Origin of the sequence: Streptomyces dysideae (assembly GCF_001514305.1) — a bacterium.
In the GTDB taxonomy this organism is placed as follows: domain Bacteria; phylum Actinomycetota; class Actinomycetes; order Streptomycetales; family Streptomycetaceae; genus Streptomyces; species Streptomyces dysideae.
On record NZ_KQ949075.1, the window covers coordinates 130380 to 144083 of the forward strand.

General features: G+C 68.2%; 10 protein-coding genes and 1 pseudogene. 5 read left to right on the plus strand and 6 right to left on the minus strand.

Features of this window, described 5'->3' with window-relative positions; all coding sequences use genetic code 11:
- Window positions 1–166: 166 nt before the first annotated feature.
- Together AQJ91_RS00545 and AQJ91_RS51705 are read right to left on the minus strand one after the other, a co-directional pair.
- On the minus strand, window positions 167–403 hold the full coding sequence (locus tag AQJ91_RS00545) for a DUF397 domain-containing protein (RefSeq protein WP_067016005.1): 237 nt from the start codon (window positions 401–403) through the stop codon (window positions 167–169).
- 5 nt (window positions 404–408) lie between these two features.
- Entirely contained in the window at window positions 409–642 is a 234-nt protein-coding gene (locus AQJ91_RS51705; RefSeq protein ID WP_067014523.1) for a Scr1 family TA system antitoxin-like transcriptional regulator, read from the minus strand.
- Window positions 643–678: 36 nt separating this feature from the next.
- Between AQJ91_RS51705 and AQJ91_RS51710 the strand changes: the two are divergent.
- Window positions 679–1050: pseudogene (locus AQJ91_RS51710) on the plus strand (ATP-binding protein); the annotation flags it as partial.
- A gap of 281 nt (window positions 1051–1331) precedes the next feature.
- Here the strand turns inward: AQJ91_RS51710 and AQJ91_RS00560 are convergent.
- On the minus strand, window positions 1332–1883 hold the full coding sequence (locus tag AQJ91_RS00560) for a YciI family protein (protein WP_067016008.1): 552 nt from the start codon (window positions 1881–1883) through the stop codon (window positions 1332–1334).
- A gap of 219 nt (window positions 1884–2102) precedes the next feature.
- Entirely contained in the window at window positions 2103–2882 is a 780-nt protein-coding gene (locus AQJ91_RS00565; protein ID WP_107122308.1) for a VOC family protein, read from the minus strand.
- A gap of 281 nt (window positions 2883–3163) precedes the next feature.
- Here AQJ91_RS00565 and AQJ91_RS00570 point away from each other — a divergent pair, with 281 nt between their 5' ends.
- The 3 genes from AQJ91_RS00570 to AQJ91_RS00580 all read left to right on the plus strand — a co-directional run bounded on the left by AQJ91_RS00570 (window position 3164) and on the right by AQJ91_RS00580 (window position 5725).
- Window positions 3164–3547, plus strand: a complete 384-nt coding sequence (locus tag AQJ91_RS00570) for a VOC family protein (RefSeq protein WP_067014527.1) — start codon at window positions 3164–3166, stop codon at window positions 3545–3547.
- A 103-nt stretch (window positions 3548–3650) separates the two neighbouring features.
- Window positions 3651–4160, plus strand: coding sequence for a GNAT family N-acetyltransferase (locus AQJ91_RS00575; protein WP_234381770.1), 510 nt, complete (start codon window positions 3651–3653; stop codon window positions 4158–4160).
- 179 nt (window positions 4161–4339) lie between these two features.
- On the plus strand, window positions 4340–5725 hold the full coding sequence (locus tag AQJ91_RS00580; protein WP_199847817.1) for an alpha-amylase: 1386 nt from the start codon (window positions 4340–4342) through the stop codon (window positions 5723–5725).
- On the opposite strand, the gene AQJ91_RS00585 is transcribed toward AQJ91_RS00580, so the two are convergent.
- Window positions 5697–7388 (minus strand): IS200/IS605 family element transposase accessory protein TnpB, encoded by a 1692-nt coding sequence (locus AQJ91_RS00585; protein WP_067014533.1) that lies wholly within the window; start codon window positions 7386–7388, stop codon window positions 5697–5699. The genes AQJ91_RS00580 and AQJ91_RS00585 overlap by 29 nt on opposite strands.
- Window positions 7381–7959 (minus strand): IS607 family transposase, encoded by a 579-nt coding sequence (locus AQJ91_RS00590; RefSeq protein ID WP_067014536.1) that lies wholly within the window; start codon window positions 7957–7959, stop codon window positions 7381–7383. The genes AQJ91_RS00585 and AQJ91_RS00590 overlap by 8 nt, the downstream gene beginning before the upstream one ends.
- A 346-nt stretch (window positions 7960–8305) precedes the next feature.
- Between AQJ91_RS00590 and pulA the strand changes: the two genes are divergently transcribed.
- Window positions 8306–13690, plus strand: a complete 5385-nt coding sequence (gene pulA / locus AQJ91_RS00595; protein ID WP_067014538.1) for a pullulanase-type alpha-1,6-glucosidase — start codon at window positions 8306–8308, stop codon at window positions 13688–13690.
- Window positions 13691–13704 lie beyond the last annotated feature (14 nt).

Here is a 13704-nt window from a genome sequence, read left to right on the forward strand (position 1 = left end):
GTTGGTGGTCGGCGGGGTCGTGCTTGATTCCTCACCACCGTCGTCATCGGTACCACATGCCGTGAGCAGCGCAGCCAGCAGACTGAGGGCAACGACCTGTCTCTTCACCACAGCCTCCCTCGTGGCATGTTGTGCTGTCATGTCGGCCCTGTCGGTCGGGCGTGGATCAGGGGGTGTTGTAGCGGACCTGCGCAGCGTCCTGGGTGAATCGTGCGAACGCCTCTGGGGTGATGAGCAGTGCGGGGCCGTCGGGGTTCTTCGAGTCCCGGACGGCGATGGCGCTGTATAGGGTTCCGCGTATGTCGGCTACCTCCACGCACGCCTGTTCTCCGGCGCTGTACGAGGACTTGAACCATGCGGCAGCGTCCAGTTCGGGCGCGTGCGGAGTCCGCTGCCTGGGCATCTCGGTCACTGCTGTGTCCCTTCCATGATCTTCTTGATGGTCTCCCGTGATACATCAACGGGAAGCGCTGTGGCGACCGTGCGCTCGAACGCTGCCTCGAAGGTGGCCACGTCGTCACCCTCCATGAAGAAGCCGCCGCGCAGGTTCTCAAGGTTCACCACGGTCGGCCATGGCCCACTGAAGGAAACGATGTCGAACGGACCGGCCAGGCCGGTGCGCGGCCGGCCGCGACCGGCCATCCCGGGTACAGCGTCACGAAGAACGCCGTTCCGGAGGCCGTGGAGGAGGCGCGGCGGCTCGTACATCAGGCGGTGTGCGCATGGGGGCTGGAGGGGCAGTCCGAGACGGCGGCACTGCTGATCTCCGAGCTCGTCACCAACGCCATCACGCACACCCCCAGTCGCAGCATCCGGGTTGTCGTGACCCGGCCCTCTCCCTCGCTCGTGCGGCTGGCGGTGGTGGACAGGGCACCCGGCCTGGTGCCGGAGCTGCGCCCCGTGAGCACCGAGACAGAGTCAGGCCGAGGGCTGTACCTGATCGATGCCCTCGCCGACCGTTGGGGCTATGACCTGCTCGGATCCCATCCGACACGGGGGGCGTGGGGCAAGCGCTGCTGGGCCGAGTTACGCGTGGCGGATGCGGGGTGAGCTTCCCCTCAGCACAGGCTCGGTCCGCCACGGGGAGGATGGACCGGGCCTGTGCGCCGGTCGTAGGGGATCTTGCCAATGTCCGTAGTCGCGTGCAGGGATGAGCTGGCGTTCGTCGCCCACAGCCGCGGCGCGTGCCGTGGGTTCAGGGAAACCGAAGGTCCTTCAGCGCGAACCCACGGGGCCACCGGTGTGTGTCAGGCCGATGCATCCGTGGGTTCGGGTGAAGCACGAGGTTGCTGAGCGATCCGAAGGGCTTCGGCGGCAACCTCGGCCTCAGGTCATGACGGCCGCCCGCCGAACTGCCAGTTGTGCACCTCGATATCGGCGTACCGGTCCGGGGTCAGGATGGCGCGTGCCGTCTCCGGGGCCGGCGCCCGGACCAACACCGCTGTGCCCAGCCAGGTGGCGCCGTCGTCGGACAGCAGCGGCCCATAGGCGATCAGCTCGTCTCGGTCGGGCGGCACCGCGAGGTCGGCGGCCTGCCCCGTGCCAAGACCGAGCACCAGGTACCGGTTACCGCCGGTCCGGCCGCCGGGGAAGTCCCACATGGTGCGCCCCAGCGTGTTGCGCCACCGCCGCAGCAGCACGTCCCGGTAGACGCCGGCCTGGTAGTTCGGCTCGTCGAAGGCGAACACGCGGGCGGCGACGGGATCGGGCAGATCGACGATGTGCACGCTGCCGGTGGGTGTGTCGCCGTCGCCGGCGAGGGTCGGGCCCCGGGCGATCATCTCTTTCGCGTACCGGTCCATGTAGGACCAATGCTCTTCCATCAGTCCGTAGCGCAGCGGCAGGGAGCCGGGGCGGTCGCGGTGGTAGCAGAGGAACTCCATGCCCATAGGGTCTCTTCAAGGAGGTGGACAGGGCGAGAGGGTTTCACTGCGATGACTGCTCGGCAGCCTCATCCAGAAGCACACGTGCCAACTCCGCGTAGCGGATGGCGGTCTTCTCGTCGATGCCGAAGACGAGGGCGAGGTGAAGCGGGTCGGAGCCGTGGGTGAGGGCCTCTTCGAGCCGGCGGTCGACACGGAGCCGTTCGAGGTGTGTGATGGTCAGTCGTTAGGCCGATCGGAGTGCCTAGACGTGGCCGCTCCTGAAGATGACCGGACACCTGCGGGAAGCCGTACAGAGAACTCGTTGCCGTCGGGATCGAGCATCAGCACTCGGCCGCCGTCGCGCTCGCCGATGTCGGTGCGCGTCGCGCCGAGCGAGATCAGGCGGTCGACCTCGGCCTCCCAGTCCGCTTCGGCGGGGAGCGCCAGCTCGAAGTACAGCCTGTTCGTGCCCGTCTTCGGCGCCACTGGAGGACCGCCCCACGTGATCTTCGTACCGCCGTTCGGCGATTGGATCGCGGTCTCCTGGTCCTGGTCCCAGACCAGCGGCCACCGCAGCGCCTCGCTCCAGAAGTAACCGACCTCCTGTGTACCGTCGCAGGCCAGCGCTCCGATGAAGCCGGTGTCGGCGAGGAACTTGTTGCCCGCCTCGATGACGCAGAACTCGTTGCCGTCCGGATCGGCGAGCACCACATGCCCCTCTTCCGGGAGTTGGCCCACGTCGATGTGTTTTCCGCCGAGTTCCAGCGCCCTGGCCACCGTCTGCTGCTGATCCTCTGGGGAGGTGCTCGTCAGGTCGAAGTGCGCCCGGCTCTGGCCGGTCTTCGGTTCCTGGCTCGGCAGGAAACGGATGCGGAACCCGGCGGTGTCAGGGGGCAGGATCGCGACGTCGTCGTCCGGACCGGCGGCCAACTCCCAGCCCAGGACGCCGGACCAGAACCGCGCCAGGCCCGACGGCCGGGTCGCATTGAAGCAGATCGCGAACAGTTGGCTGGTCATACCCTGTGCATCTCCGATCCACTGACGGTCGATACGGCGCCTCGCCCTCCCGCGAGCGCAGCCTAGGGGTGGCCGTGCGGCACCCGCATCCGAGTTTCCGTCGCGGGGGAGCCCCGTCCCCGCGAGATGACGATCGTGCGGAACAGCACCGTCGTCCACGGCCCCCGGTTGAGCCAACCCGTCACGCCGGGGCGGCAGCCGGTTCACCCTCGGGGGTGCGCGGGCCGGGCCCGGGCCCAATTTGGTAGCGGACCGAACGGAGCTCAGGCAGGCTCAGGTGCATGATCTCGGTGGTGCAGAACGTGGCGATCGACTGTGCGGATGCCTATGGGTTGGCTCGGTTCTGGAGCGAGGTGACCGGTTGCCCGTTGCATCCGCAGGACAGACCGGGCGACCGTGAGACCCAGGTGCTGCTGCCGGAGGGCCCGCTGCTGCACTTCAACCAGGTGCCGGAACCGAAGGTGAGCAAAAACCGGATCCACCTGTGCCTGCGACCGACGACCTCGCGCGAGGAGGAGATCGAGCGGTTGCTGAACCTCGGAGCCACATTCGTCGCCGATCGCCGGAAGCCCGGCGGCGCGGGCTGGGCCGTCCTGGCGGACCCCGAAGGCAATGAGTTCTGTGTCCTTCGCAGTGAGTCCGACCGCGCTGCGATGTCTTCCTGACGCTCCGGGCCGGTCTTCAGTCCGGTGAAGTGCGACCGGCCACGACGGGGAACTCGCGGGATGTCGCACAGTGCGGCGCGATCGGCTTGGCATGATCGTCAGCATGCAATGGCCCCTATCGCTCACGACGGAACGCCTGTTGCTGCGCCCCGTCGAACCGCCGGACATCCCGACCCACACCCGCCTGTGGACCGACCCCGAGGTACGCCGCCACCTCGGCGGCCCCGTCCCCGGGGAGGTCGTCCGCGTCCGCGGGGAGCGGATCGTGGGTCTCCCGGGACTGCTGAGCGTGGTGCGTGCGGAGGACGGGGTCGTCATCGGGTCGGTGTTGGTGGAGCCGGGGGCGCGGGACGGGCGTACCGAGATCTCGTATCAACTGCTCCCCGAACACTGGGGGAGCGGCTATGCGCGTGAGGCGATGGCGGCCGTCGTCCTCTGGATGCCGTCCGGCGTGCCGGGGGCCGACGCCGTGGCCGTGACGCAGGAGGCCAATCTGCGCTCACGTCGGCTGCTCGAATCCCTGGGCGCCACGCCCGTCGAGCGGTTCGTCGAGTGGGGGAAGCCGCAGGTGTTGTATGTCCTGACTGGAGGTCAGGGATTCAACAACTCGTGAGCATGCGGCAGTTGGCAAGGGCGCGTCAAGACGGGTGCTGCAACTTCTTGCCGTGTGTTTCAAGTCTCTTGCTGTAAACCTTTCGTTAGCGGTACGTTCTCGCCGGCGCCCGGCAACGAAGCCGCGCCGCGGCGCAGGGGGGACCCGAACTGAGCCGCAACCGCAAGGAGTTCACGCCTGTGATATCGAGATGGTCCGTTTCCGCGACCGCGCTCGCCGCCGCGGCGGCAGTCGTGCTGGCCCCTGGCGCCACCGCCTCCGCCTCCGCCTCCCCGCCCGGCACCAAGGACGTCACCGCCGTCCTCTTCGAGTGGAACTTCGCCTCGGTCGCCAAGGAGTGCACCAACACCCTCGGCCCGGCCGGCTACGGCTATGTCCAGGTCTCCCCGCCCGCCGAGCACATCCAGGGCGCCCAGTGGTGGACGTCGTACCAGCCCGTCAGCTACAGGATCGCCGGTCGGCTCGGTGATGCCACCGCCTTCAAGAGCATGGTCGACACGTGTCACGCGGCCGGTGTGAAGGTCGTCGTCGACACCGTCATCAACCACATGTCGGCGGGCAGCGGCACCGGCACCGGCGGCTCGTCGTACACGAAGTACAACTACCCCGGCCTGTACTCGTCCTACGACTTCGACGACTGCACCAGCCAGATCAGCAACTACCAGGACCGCTGGAACGTCCAGCACTGCGAACTCGTCGGCCTCGCCGACCTGGACACGGGCGAGGAGTACGTCCGCTCGGCCATCGCCGGCTACATGGACACCCTGCTCGGCTACGGCGTCGACGGTTTCCGCATCGACGCGGCCAAGCACATGCCGGCCGCCGACCTGGCCGACATCAAGTCGCGCCTCAGCAACTCCTCCGTGTACTGGAAGCAGGAGGCCATCCACGGCAGCGGCGAGGCCGTCCAGCCGACCGAGTACACCGGCAACGGCGACGTCCAGGAGTTCCGCTACGCCTACGACCTCAAGCGCGTCTTCAACAGCGAGAACCTCGCCTACCTGAAGAACTACGGCGAGGGCTGGGGCTACATGAACAGCTCGGTCGCGGCCGTCTTCGTCGACAACCACGACACCGAGCGCAACGGCTCCACGCTCAGCTACAGGGACAACGCCAACTACACCCTCGCCAACGTCTTCATGCTCGCCTACCCCTACGGCGCCCCCGACATCAACTCCGGCTACGAGTTCTCCGACACGGACGCCGGCCCGCCCAACGGCGGTACGGTCAACGCCTGCTGGCAGGACGGCTGGAAGTGCCAGCACGCCTGGCCGGAGATCAAGTCGATGGTCGCCTTCCGCAACGCCACGCGCGGTGAGGCCGTCACCAACTGGTGGGACAACGGCGCCGACGCGATCGCTTTCGGCCGGGGCGCCAAGGGTTACGTCGCGATCAACCACGAGTCGGGCTCGCTGAGCCGGACGTACCAGACGTCGCTGCCCGCGGGGACGTACTGCAACGTGCAGAGCAACACGACGGTGACGGTGGATTCGAGCGGCCAGTTCACCGCGACCCTGGGTGCCAACACGGCCCTCGCTATCTACGCGGGCAAGTCGAACTGCTGAGCTGTCTCAACCGTTCCTGAACAGTGTCCAGGAGTGACATTTGCTGCCAGCTCCCGGAACTGCGCGCATCCCGAACGGTGTTGGATGCGCTGGTCTCCCGCGTTCGCTGTGTCCCCGTCCGGCTGCGTGCATCGTGTGCACGCTCCGTGACGGGTGGGCGGGTTCCTTCACGCCCTCGTGGGCCTGGTCCGGCCTGGGCGGTCCGATGCCCAGCAGCATCGCTCTGGTGCTGCGGGGGCGGTGCCGTCCGTCGCCGGATCGGGTGCCCGAGGGCGCGTCGCCCGATCGCGATGCCGGCGGCATCGTGACGGGACATCTTTCGTTTCTTCGAGGTGAGGGGCTTCTTCCAGTGCTGATCGCCCCACATCGACGTGTACGCCGGGTCCACGGCAACGATCGACAGGCCGTGTTCGGACGCCATGGACACGAGCCGGGCCTTGAGCTTGCCGGTGGGGATGCCGGAGATGAGCTGCCGGAAGCGCTTACGTCTGCCGTGCTTCTCGCGGCTCTTCTCGGCGGCGAAGTCCAGGTTCTCCAGGCCGATGGCTTTGGCGCCGCACCGGTCGGCCCAGTGCAGCAACCGGCTGATGGCGTGCCGGACCTGGGCGTCACGGTGATCTGCGCTGCCGGACAGGTCGTAGAAGAACCGTTTGGGGTCGCCGACCGGGTTGCCGTGCCGGTCGAGCCGGTAGGCGGCGAAGTGGTCGGCGTTGGTGTCCACGCCGACCATGCCCTCAGACCGCGCCGTTGGAAGCGGGATCGTCTGGACAACGGGTCGTGTCCACGACGCTGTCAGGTACCAGCGGCCCCGCTCCACGTCCAGGTGGATACGGTAGGCCACGGCCCGGTTGTCTTGGATCCGGTCGCGCCACTCGGCTCCCCGGTGCTGGAACTGCACGCGGGTGGCGAGGACGTACCGGCCGTGCTTGCTGTTGGCCAAGTGGGCGAGCGGGGCGGGCAGCTTGATGCTGACCTCGCCATCCGGCGTGACGCGGATGGTCTCGTTGCCGAAGCGTTTGCCGGACTCGCCGTCGGCGGCGAGGAACCACCGTTCGGCTTCCCACCGCTCACGCCACTGCTCGGCGGTGAGCTGGGCGGCTTCGAGGTTGTGACGGTTGTTGAGGAGGCGCCGGCCGCCGCGCGCGACGTGCACGACACCGGCCTCACGCTCAGCGCGGGCCACGTCCAGGCGGTGTTCCAGGGTCGTCAGACGGCGGGACTTGTTGAACCACTCGCCCCGACTGCGGTATCCGCCGGGTGCCCGCTTGGTGCCCTTCTCCCCGATCGGCTGGGAGAGGCGGTGCATCAGTGTCCGCACACCGGCCTCAAGCCCTTGGATGTGGGCGAGCTGACAGCGGCGGGACAGCGCCCACTGATCGTGAGTGGCCTTCGTGATCGAACCGGCCCACCGGGACGAGGAGTCGGCCGTCAGGCCCTGCTTCCGGGCGGCCCACGTGTCGCTGTTGTGGTCCAGGCCGTCAGCGCAGCGGTTCTTGAGGTCCAGCGAGGCGAGGCGTCCGAGGTGTTCACCGACCAGCCGTAACACCTTGTCGTCCACGTCGGTGAGATGCTTGAGGCGGTCGCGTACCGCCACCCCGGACGGCCCGAGCACGACGAACGGCGCGTCGATGGTGCGGAGCTGCTTCTTCTTCGGCTCACTCATCGGCAGCCGCCGCTTCGAGAGCCTTCCTCGCCCGGTTCTTCGCCGACCGACGGCCGTACAGGCGGGCGCAGAACGACGTCAGCACCTCCACCATGTCCCGGACCAGGTCGTCTTCGACTTCGCCGTCATCAAGGACGACGAGTCGGCGACCAGTCGCGGACAGGGCGGCCTCGATCAGCTCCACGTTCATCCGGCCGAGGCGGTCTTTGTGCTCGACCACGACCGTGGTCACCGCCGGGTCGGCCAGCAGCCGGCTCGCCTTCGCGCGGCAGCCGTTCATGCCCGAGGCGATCTCGGATTCGATCCGCACGACCTTCTGCCCGGCCTTCGCCGCCCATGCCGACAGGCGAGCGGTCTGCCGCTCCAGGTCCGACTTCTGATCGTGCGAGGAGACGCGGGCATACAGACCTGCACCACCGGTCACGGAGGGTGAGGTGTTCGCGTCGATGTTCACCAGGATCGTACGCGGTCCCACGCGTTCCGCAGGTACCGGCAATGTGCCCTCACGGAACCAGCGATACGCGGTACGCGGGGCAATCCCCTGCACGCGTGCCCATTCCGTCAGGTTCATGCGCAAGATCGTACAACACTCGTGATACCTAAAGAACACTCATGGACACTTACGCGAGAGCAGTTTCTGACCCCTCGTGACCACGTCTGGTGCAGGTGACCATGCGGGGTACGCGGGGGAGTGACGGTCACTGACCCCGCCCTCCGTTGGTGGTGGCGTGGGGCGGGACCGCGCTGGCCGCGCGGGCCCACAGCATCCTGCCCAGGCAGCTCGGCTGCTGACCCACCAACTCCAACTGCTGAAAGTTCTTACCGGATGTTTCAGGACTCTTGCTGTAAGCGTTTCGGCAGCGATACGGTCGCGCGGGGTCGGACCCAAGAGAGCCGCAATCGCAAGGAGTCCATCCGTGATACCGAGATGGCCGGCGCCGTCCAGGCGCCGAACCACCCATGCCGGACGGGTCGCTGCGGTCACCGTGACCGCACTGGCCGCAGCACTCGTCCAGCCCCTCGCGGCGCAGGCGGACACCCCGCCCCCGCCCCCGTCCGACGCGAGACTCGCCGCCGAACCCGCCCGGCACGACGCCACCCGCGAGCAGTTCTACTTCGTCCTCCCGGACCGCTTCGCCAACGGCGACACGGGCAACGACAGGGGCGGTCTGACCGGTTCCCGCCTCGCCACCGGCTACGACCCCACCGACAAGGGCTTCTACCAGGGCGGCGACCTCAAGGGCCTGACCAAGCGCCTCGACTACATCAAGGGCCTCGGGACCACCTCCATCTGGATGGCCCCGATCTTCAAGAACCGGCCCGTGCAGGGCGAGGGCACCAACGCCTCCGCCGGCTACCACGGTTACTGGATCACGGACTTCACCCAGGTCGACCCGCACTTCGGCACCAACAAGGACCTTCAGACCCTCATCTCCAAGGCGCACGCCAAGGGCATGAAGGTCTACTTCGACGTCATCACCAACCACACGGCGGACGTCGTCGACTACGAGGAGAAGTCCTACGACTACCTCGCCAAGGGCGCCTTCCCGTACCTGACGAAGGACGGCGAGCCCTTCGACGACGCGGACTACGCGGGCACGGCCGACTTCCCGGAGGTCGACGCCGACTCCTTCCCGCGCACGCCGAAGGTCACGAGCAACCCCAAGGTCCCGTCCTGGCTCAACGACCCGACGATGTACCACAACCGCGGCGACTCCACCTACGCCGGCGAGTCGACCACGTACGGCGACTTCTCCGGCCTCGACGACCTGTGGACCGAGCGTCCCGAGGTCGTGAAGGGCATGGGGAGGATCTACCAGCGCTGGGTCAGGGACTTCGACATCGACGGCTTCCGGATCGACACCGTGAAGCACGTCAACATGGAGTTCTGGACCCAGTGGGCCACCGCCCTCGACGCGTACGCGGCCAAGAAGGGGCGTGACGACTTCTTCATGTTCGGCGAGGTCTACTCCGCCGACACGAACATCACTTCGCCTTACGTCACCCAGGGCCGCCTCGACGCCACGCTCGACTTCCCCTTCCAGGAGGCCGCCCGGCAGTACGCCTCCCAGGGCGGCAGCGCACGCAAGCTGGCCTCGGTCTTCGGCGACGACTACAAGTACACGACCGACAAGGCGAACGCGTACGAGCAGGTCACCTTCCTCGGCAACCACGACATGGGCCGTATCGGGTACTTCCTCGGCCAGGACAACCCGAAGGCGACCGACGCCGAGCTGGTGAAGAAGGCCGAGCTCGCCAACGAGCTGATGTTCCTCAGCCGCGGCAACCCCGTCGTCTACTACGGCGACGAACAGGGCTTCACCGGCGCGGGCGGCGACAAGGACGCCCGCCAGACCCTGTTCGCGTCCCGCACCGCCGACTACCTCGACGACGACCAGCTCGGCACCGACCGCACCCACGCGAGCGACGCCTACGACACCAGCGCGCCGCTGTACGAGCAGATCGCCGCCCTCGCCGAGCTCCGCAAGGCCAACCCGGCGCTGACGGACGGTCTCCAGACCGAGCGGTACGCGGCCGAGGGTGCCGGTGTCTACGCCTTCTCCCGCACCGGCACTGACAAGACGGAGTACGTCGTCGCCTTCAACAACGCGGGCGAGGCGAAGTCGGCGACCTTCGCGACCGGCTCGGCGGACATGACGTTCCGCGGCATCCACGGCACGGACGCCACGCTCAAGTCCGACGCCGACAAGAGGATCACCGTCACCGTCCCGGCCGGAACCGCCGTCGTCCTCAAGGCCGCCGGCAAGCTCGCCAAGCCCGCCACCCGGCCGACGGTCACCCTCAAGGCCCCGGACACCGGCGCCACCGGCACCGTCGAGCTCACCGCCCACGTCGACGGCGGCCAGCTGAACAGGGTGGTCTTCGCCGCCCAGGTCGGCAACGGCAAGTGGCGGACCCTGGGCTCCGGCGACCACGCCCCGTACAAGGTCACGCAGACCATCGGCACCGACGTACCGGCCGGAACCGCCCTGCGCTACAAGGCAGTTGTGATCGACTCGGCGGGACGCACGGCGAGTGCGCTGGCGGCCTCCACCACGGGCACCCCGCCCGCTCCCGAGACCCCCACGGCCTCCTCCCGTGACCACGCCATCGTCCACTACAAGCGCACCGACGGCGACTACGGCGACTGGGGCCTGTACGCCTGGGGCGACCTCGCCGACGGAGAGTCCACCGAGTGGCCCGACAGTCACCCCTTCACCGGCCGTGACGCGTACGGCGCCTTCGCCTACGTCAAGCTGAAGCCCGGCGCCTCGAACGTCGGCTTCCTCGTGATCGACAAGGACGGCAACAAGGACGTCTCCGCTGACCGCGCGATCGACGTCACCCAGACGGGCGAGGTCTGGATCGAGCAGGGCAAGGCGGACGTACGGACCGAGCGGCCCGAGTATCCCGCCCAGGACAAGACCAAGGCCGTCCTGCACTACCACCGCGCCGACGGGAACTACGACGGCTGGGGTCTGCACGTCTGGACGGGCGCCGCGAACCCCACCGAGTGGTCGAACCCCCTGAAGCCGGTGAAGACTGATACCTATGGCGCGGTCTTCGAGGTACCGCTCACCGAGGGTGCCACCAGCCTCAGCTACATCATCCACAAGGGCGACGAGAAGGACCTCGCCGCCGACCAGTCGCTGGACCTCAAGGCCACCGGGCACGAGGTGTGGCTCTTGAACGGCCAGGAGAAGTACCTGCTCCCGCAGCCCGCGGGCGCCGCGGCCGCCCTCGATCTGACCACCTCCAAGGCGGTCTGGGTCGACCGGAACACGGTCGCCTGGAACGGCTCCGAGGCGGCCGCCTCCACGCAGCTGCTGTACTCGCGTGACGGTTCGATCGCGGTCGAGGACGGCGCGCTGACCGGGGACGCCAAGTGGCTCCGGCTGTCGAGGACCACCCTCACCGACGCCCAGAAGGCGAAGTTCCCGCACCTCGGGGACTACGCCGCCTGGACCGTCGACCCGCGTGACCGCGACCGGGTGCGTGAGGCCCTGAGCGGTCAGGTCGTCGCCTCCCAGCGTGCCGCCAACGGTGCCGTGCAGGCCGCGACCGGCGTCCAGATCGCGGGCGTACTCGACGATCTGTACGACGCGGCGAGCGCCAAGCTCGGCCCGACCTTCCGCGACGGCCGTCCCACGCTGGCCGTCTGGGCGCCGACGGCGCAGTCGGTGAAGCTGGAGGTCGGCGACTCCACCGTCGCCATGAAGCGGAACGACACTACCGGTGTCTGGTCCGTCACCGGCCCCAGGTCCTGGAAGAACAAGCCCTATCGGTACGTCGTGAAGGTCTGGGCGCCCAGCGTCCGGAAGGTCGTCACCAACAAGGTCACCGACCCCTACTCGGTCGCCCTCACCGCCGACTCCGAGCGCAGCCTCGTCGTCGACCTGAACGACAGGTCCCTTGCCCCGAGCGGCTGGTCGGGTCTCGGCAAGCCCAAGGCCGTGCCGCTGAAGGACGCCCAGATCCAGGAGCTGCACATCCGGGACTTCTCGGTCGAGGACAGGACGGCCGCGAACCCGGGCACCTACCTGGCCTTCGCCGACAAGGACAGCGACGGTTCGAAGCACCTGCGTGAGCTGGCGGCATCGGGCACCTCGTACGTCCATCTCCTCCCGGCGTTCGACATCGCCACCATCCCCGAGAAGCCGTCCGACCAGGCGACCGTCGACTGCGATCTCGCCGCCTACCCGGCCGACTCCGACCAGCAGCAGGAGTGCGTGGCGAAGATCGCCGCGAAGGACGCCTACAACTGGGGCTACGACCCGTACCACTACACGGTCCCCGAGGGCTCGTACGCCACAGACCCGGACGGCACCCGCCGTACCGTCGAGTTCCGCAAGATGGTCAAGGCGCTGAACGAGGACGGTCTGCGGGTCGTCATGGACGTCGTCTACAACCACACCGCGGCCGGCGGGCAGGCGGAGACCAGCGTCCTCGACCGGATCGTGCCGGGCTACTACCAGCGGCTTCTCGCCGACGGCTCGGTCGCGAACAGCACCTGCTGTGCCAACACCGCCACCGAGAACGCCATGATGGGCAAGCTGGTCGTCGACTCGGTGGTCACCTGGGCCAGGGAGTACAAGGTCGACGGCTTCCGCTTCGACCTCATGGGCCACCACCCGAAGGCCAACATCCTGGCGGTCCGGAAGGCGCTCGACGCGCTGACCCTCGCCAAGGACGGCGTCGACGGCAAGAAGATCATCCTCTACGGCGAGGGCTGGAACTTCGGCGAGGTCGCCGACGACGCCCGCTTCGTGCAGGCCACGCAGAAGAACATGGCGGGGACGGGGATCGCGACCTTCTCCGACCGGGCCCGTGACGCGGTGCGCGGCGGCGGACCCTTCGACGAGGACCCCGGCATCCAGGGGTTCGCGTCCGGTCTGTACACCGACCCCAACTCGTCCACGAGCAACGGCACTTCGGAGGAGCAGAGGGCCCGGCTGCTGCACTACCAGGACCTGATCAAGGTCGGGCTGTCCGGCAACCTCGCCAAGTACCGCTTCACCGACACCGGCGGCAAGGAGGTCACCGGCGCCGAGGTCGACTACAACGGCGCTCCCGCCGGTTACGCGGACGCGCCCGGCGACGCCCTCGCCTACGCCGACGCGCACGACAACGAGTCGCTGTTCGACGCCCTCGCCTTCAAGCTGCCCAAGGGCACGTCGGCGGCGGACCGGGCCCGTATGCAGGTCCTCGCCATGGCCACGGCCACCCTCTCGCAGGGCCCGGCGCTCTCCCAGGCCGGCACCGACCTGCTGCGCTCCAAGTCCCTGGACCGCAACTCCTACGACAGCGGCGACTGGTTCAACGCCATCCACTGGACGTGCGCGGACGGCAACGGCTTCGGGCGGGGGCTGCCGATGGCGGCCGACAACGCGTCCAAGTGGCCGTACGCCAAGCCCCTGTTGGGCACGGTGAAGGTGGGCTGCGAGCAGATCGAGGGGACCTCGGCGGCGTATCAGGATCTGCTGAGGCTACGTACGACGGAGAGCGTGTTCTCCCTCGACACGGCCGGCCAGGTCCAGTCGAAGCTGTCCTTCCCGCTGTCCGGGAAGGAGGAGACGCCCGGCGTGATCACCATGGAACTCGGTGACCTCGTCGTCGTGTTCAACGCGACGCCGGAGACGCAGGAGCAGCGGATCGTTTCTCTCGCGGGCCGGAACTACCGGCTCCACCCGGTGCAGGCCTCGGGCGCGGACCCTATCGTCAAGGGCTCGGCCTACCAGGAGGAATCGGGCACTTTCGCCGTTCCGGGGCGGACTGTGGCGGTATTCTCCCGGGCCGTCTGATAGGGCACCAGCTT